The 4,133-nt window shown below is 67.4% G+C and carries 5 protein-coding genes; all 5 read right to left on the bottom strand.

Features of this window, described 5'->3' with window-relative positions; genetic code table 11:
- Positions 1 to 722, bottom strand: a 722-nt coding sequence (locus DBR23_RS08095) for a pyruvate kinase (protein WP_233250334.1), incomplete at its 3' end; no start/stop codon positions are given.
- A gap of 108 nt (positions 723 to 830) precedes the next feature.
- Entirely contained in the window at positions 831 to 1,628 is a 798-nt protein-coding gene (locus DBR23_RS08090) for a type II CAAX prenyl endopeptidase Rce1 family protein (protein WP_233250332.1), read from the bottom strand.
- A 2-nt stretch (positions 1,629 to 1,630) separates the two neighbouring features.
- Complete coding sequence (locus tag DBR23_RS08085) at positions 1,631 to 3,028, bottom strand: aminopeptidase P N-terminal domain-containing protein (RefSeq protein ID WP_056068025.1); 1,398 nt, start codon at positions 3,026 to 3,028, stop codon at positions 1,631 to 1,633.
- On the bottom strand, positions 3,025 to 3,801 hold the full coding sequence (locus DBR23_RS08080) for a nucleotidyltransferase family protein (protein ID WP_108497887.1): 777 nt from the start codon (positions 3,799 to 3,801) through the stop codon (positions 3,025 to 3,027). Before DBR23_RS08080 ends, DBR23_RS08085 begins: the two co-directional genes overlap by 4 nt.
- The coding region (locus tag DBR23_RS08075; protein WP_108497886.1) for an S-adenosylmethionine decarboxylase family protein at positions 3,798 to 4,133 on the bottom strand (336 nt) is incomplete at its 5' end. The genes DBR23_RS08080 and DBR23_RS08075, both read right to left, overlap by 4 nt.

The raw sequence follows: 4,133 nt of genomic DNA, 5'->3' as shown, positions 1-4,133 counted from the left end.
ACGCGCAGGATGGCCTCCAGGTGCGGGATGGCCTCGGCGCGCTCGATCTTGGCGATCAGGCCCGGCTTGTGGCGGTACTCGGACGCGGCCACGTTGCACAGCTGGCGCGCCATTTCCATGTCGGTCGCGTTCTTGGGAAAGCTCACCGCTACATAGTCGGCCTGGAAGCTCATGGCCGTGCGGATGTCTTCCATGTCCTTGGCCGTCAAGGCCGGTGCCGTGAGGCCGCCGCCCTTCTTGTTAATGCCCTTGTTGTTCGACAGCTCGCCGCCCACCTTGACGGTGGTGTGTACTTCTTCGCCCCGCACCGCATCCACGGTGAGCACGATCAGGCCATCGTTGAGCAGCAGCAGGTCACCCGCTTTCACATCACGCGGCAGCTCCTTGTAGTCCAGCCCCACGCCTTCGATGTCGCCCAGCTCGGTGCGCGAGGCGTCGAGCACGAATTTGGCCCCCGATTCCAGCTGGACCTTGCCTTCGGCAAACTTGCCCACGCGGATCTTGGGCCCCTGCAGGTCGGCCATGATGGCCACCTCGCGGCCTGCGCGCTGGGCGGCGGCACGCACGGTGGCGGCGCGGTCGATGTGGTCCTGCGCCTTGCCGTGGCTGAAGTTCAGCCGCACCACGTTCACACCCGCTCGGATCATCGCCTCCAGAAGTGCCGGGTCGCTCGATGCAGGACCCAGGGTGGCAACAATCTTGGTGGCGCGGCGGGTAGGCATGGACATGTCTCTTTTCTCTCGGTCGTTGGGGATGTAATCGAGTTTCAATTCTCACACGAAGCGGTTACATGCGAGTTACCCCGTGCAGCGGCACCGTTACTCGGCCTCTCAGAGCAGCGGAGATGACAGCAGATGTGCCAGCACGTGCGCAATGACCGCTGCCTCCAGGCCGTGGCGCGCATAGAGCCAGCCCGCCACCAGACCAAAGGCCGTGTTGCCCACCAGCACGAATGCCACCACGGGCACGGTCAACACCCCGGCCAGCGCCTGCGCGGCAGGCAGATGCCCCACGGCAAACAACACAGCGCTGAGCACCACCGCCGCAGCCACCAGCCCCTTGCCTGGCCGCCCCTGACCACGCTGCAGCAGGCGCCAGCCCAGCCACAGCAGGAGGGTCATCACACCCCAGCGCACCAGCAGCTCTTCGGTGATGCCGCCATACAGCAGCTTGACCGCCAATGGCATGGCACTGGCAGGATCGGAGGGCTGCAGCGCCGTGGGCGCCAGCCGGGACAGCACCCATAGCCACGCAGCGCCCGCCACACCACCGCAGACTCCGGGCAGGAGTTGGCCCCGCAGCGCGGGCCCTGCGGGCCGGCTGGCCAGCCAGGAAGACATGGCGGGCGCCTGCAGGCCCACGCGAGGCGCCAGCCAGACCCCGAGCGCCACGGCCAACGCCAGGAGCACCGCCGTCTGCAACCCGCTGAGCACCAGCACGACCTCCGGTGGCAGCGGCAGCAGGGCTTCATTGGCCTTCAGGGTGGGCAGCAGCGCCCAGACCACCGCCACCACGCCGGGCATGCCCAGCAGCCACAGCGCACCGCCCAGCCGCCACTTGTCGGGTTGCGCCGGAGCGCGAGCCGCGTCTGCCCCGGCAGTGTTGTCCACGGCCATGGTTTTGCCCACGCTCAGGCGCGCATCAGCGCTTCGATCTCGTCGGCCTTCACCGGGACACCGCGCGTGATCAGCTCACAACCCGTCTCGGTGACGATGGCATCGTCTTCGATGCGAATGCCGATGTTGTGGAACTGCTCGGGCACGCCGTCGGCGGGGCGCACGTAGATGCCGGGCTCGATGGTCAGCACCATGCCGGGCCGCAGGATGCGGCTGGGGCGATTGGTGATCGTTTCGCCCGAGAGCGGGTCTTTGCGTTCGCTGGTCTGCCCCACCTCGCTGGGCTCCACATAGCTGCCGCAGTCGTGCACGTCCATGCCCAGCCAGTGGCTGGTGCGGTGCATGTAGAACTGGAAGTAGGCGCGCTTGTCGATCACGTCCTGCGCGGTGCCCACCTTGTTCTTGTCGAGCAGGCCCAGGTCCAGCATGCCCTGCGCCAGCACGGCCACCGTGGCGTCGTGCGGGTCGTTGAAGCGGGCACCCGCCTTGGTGGCAGCCACGGCCGCGTCCTGGCTGGCCAGCACCAGGTCGTACAGCGCACGCTGTGGGCCCGTGAATTTTCCGTTGGCGGGGAAGGTGCGCGTGATGTCGCTGGCGTAGCTGTCCAGCTCGCAGCCCGCGTCGATCAGCACCAGCTCGCCATCGCGCACCGGGGCTGCATCGGCCCGGTAGTGCAGCACGCAGGCGTTGGCACCGGCGGCCACGATGGAGCTGTAGGCCGGGTACTGCGAGCCCGCATCGCGGAACGCATGCAGCAGCTCGGCATCCAGGTGGTATTCACGCACATCCTCCCCGGCGCGCAGCATGCGGGCCGAGCGCTGCATGGCGCGGATGTGGGCCTGCGCACTGATGGCGCTAGCACGGCGCATGATGTCCTGCTCATGCGCGTCCTTGAACAGGCGCATCTCGTCGAGCAGCGTGCACAAATCGTTCTGCTCGGCAGGGCAGATGGCGCCGTAGCGCACGCGCCCCCGCACCACATTGAGCCAGCCCTCCACGCGCGCGGCCAGGCCGATGTGCGTGGCAAACGGGTACCAGACGCAGGCCGTGTTTTCGAGCAGGCGCGGCAGTTTGCTGTCCAGTTCGGCCATCGAATGCGCAGCGTCCACACCCAAGGCTGCGGGAGCAGCCGCGGGGCCCAGGCGGTAGCCGTCCCAGATCTCACGCTCCAGGTCCTTGGGCTGGCAGAACAGCGTGCTGCGGCCATCGTGCGCCAGCACCAGGCAGGCGCCAGGCTCGGTAAAGCCTGTCAGGTAATAGAAGTAGCTGTCGTGGCGGAACAGAAAGTCGCTGTCCCGATTGCGCGGACGCTCCAGCGCCGTAGGAATGATGGCAATGCCGCCGGGGCCCAGCTGGGCAGCCAGGTGCGCGCGGCGCTGGGCATAGACGGAGACAGGCACGGTGGTGTTCATGGCGCGTCGTGAGAATAGGAATTGAGTTCGGCCAGCCGCTCTGGCGTGCCCACATCGGTCCAGCGGCCGGTGTAGAGCTGCGCACTGACGCGGCCATTGTCCATCGCCCGGCGCAGCAGCGGCGCCAGCGGGGCTTTGATGCCGCCCGGATTGCCAGGTGGAATGTCACACCAGGGCCCTGCAAACAGCTCGGCGCGCAGCAGGGCGATGGTGCTGTAGGTGTAACGCGGTGCGGGGTCGTCGGCGGGTAGGTTCAGCGCCAGGCCGTCGGCCGACAGGCCAAAGTCGCCACGCGGGTTGTGGGTGGGGTTGGGCACCAGCCACAGGTGGGCCAGATGGTCGCTGGCCTCGAAGGCCGCCACCGCTGCGCTGTCGAATACGAAATCGGGCGCAAACACATCGCCTGCGGCCAGCCAGAACACCGGGCCGAGCTGCGGCAATGCACGGGCGATGCCGCCAGCGGTTTCCAGCGCGCAGCCAAAGTCCACCCCTTCGTGGGAGTATGAAATTGATAGCTGCTCAGGCATATTTTTCCTGCGCTTGGAGGCAAAAACGCTGGAAAAAAACGCGCTGATCTGTTCGCCCAGCCATGCGGTGTTGATCACCGCCCGCTCCACACCTGCGTCCAGCAAAGCCTGCAGGTGCCACTGCAGCAGTGGCTGGCCCTGCACCTGCAGCAGCGGCTTGGGCATGCTGTCGGTCAGCGGGCGCATGCGCTCGCCACGGCCTGCGGCCAGAAGCAGGGCAGGCACCTGATGGCGGGCGGCACTCATGCCGCCACCCCGCTCACAGAGCCCCGCTGGAGCGCATGGCGCTCCACGGTGGTGGGGTCGAACAAGGCCAGCAGGGCTTCCATCAGCGCACGCGCCTTGGCCGAATGGTCGGCGCCGAAATTGCACACATACACATCCAGCGTCACGCCGCGCTGCTCGGGCCACGTGTGCACGCACAGGTGCGACTCGGCCAGCAACACCGTGGCAGTCACCCCGCCGGGGCCATGCTCGGTGGCAGGAAATTCATGGAACAACTGCCCCACAGGCTGGAGCCCAGCGGCGCGCACCGCTTCGGTACAGGCGCGACCCAGGGCGGTAGCGTCCAGCAGCCA

It is taken from the genome of Acidovorax sp. HMWF018 (assembly GCF_003061035.1).
GTDB lineage: Bacteria > Pseudomonadota > Gammaproteobacteria > Burkholderiales > Burkholderiaceae_C > Acidovorax > Acidovorax delafieldii.
This window is presented reverse-complemented; position numbering and strand designations above follow the sequence as displayed.

What these genes read in the sequence shown, in the direction of transcription:
- DBR23_RS08085 (WP_056068025.1), bottom strand. Translation starts at nt 3,028, where the DNA reads ATGAACACCACCGTGCCTGTCTCCGTCTATGCCCAGCGCCGCGCGCAC.
- DBR23_RS08080 (WP_108497887.1), bottom strand. Translation starts at nt 3,801, where the DNA reads ATGAGTGCCGCCCGCCATCAGGTGCCTGCCCTGCTTCTGGCCGCAGGC.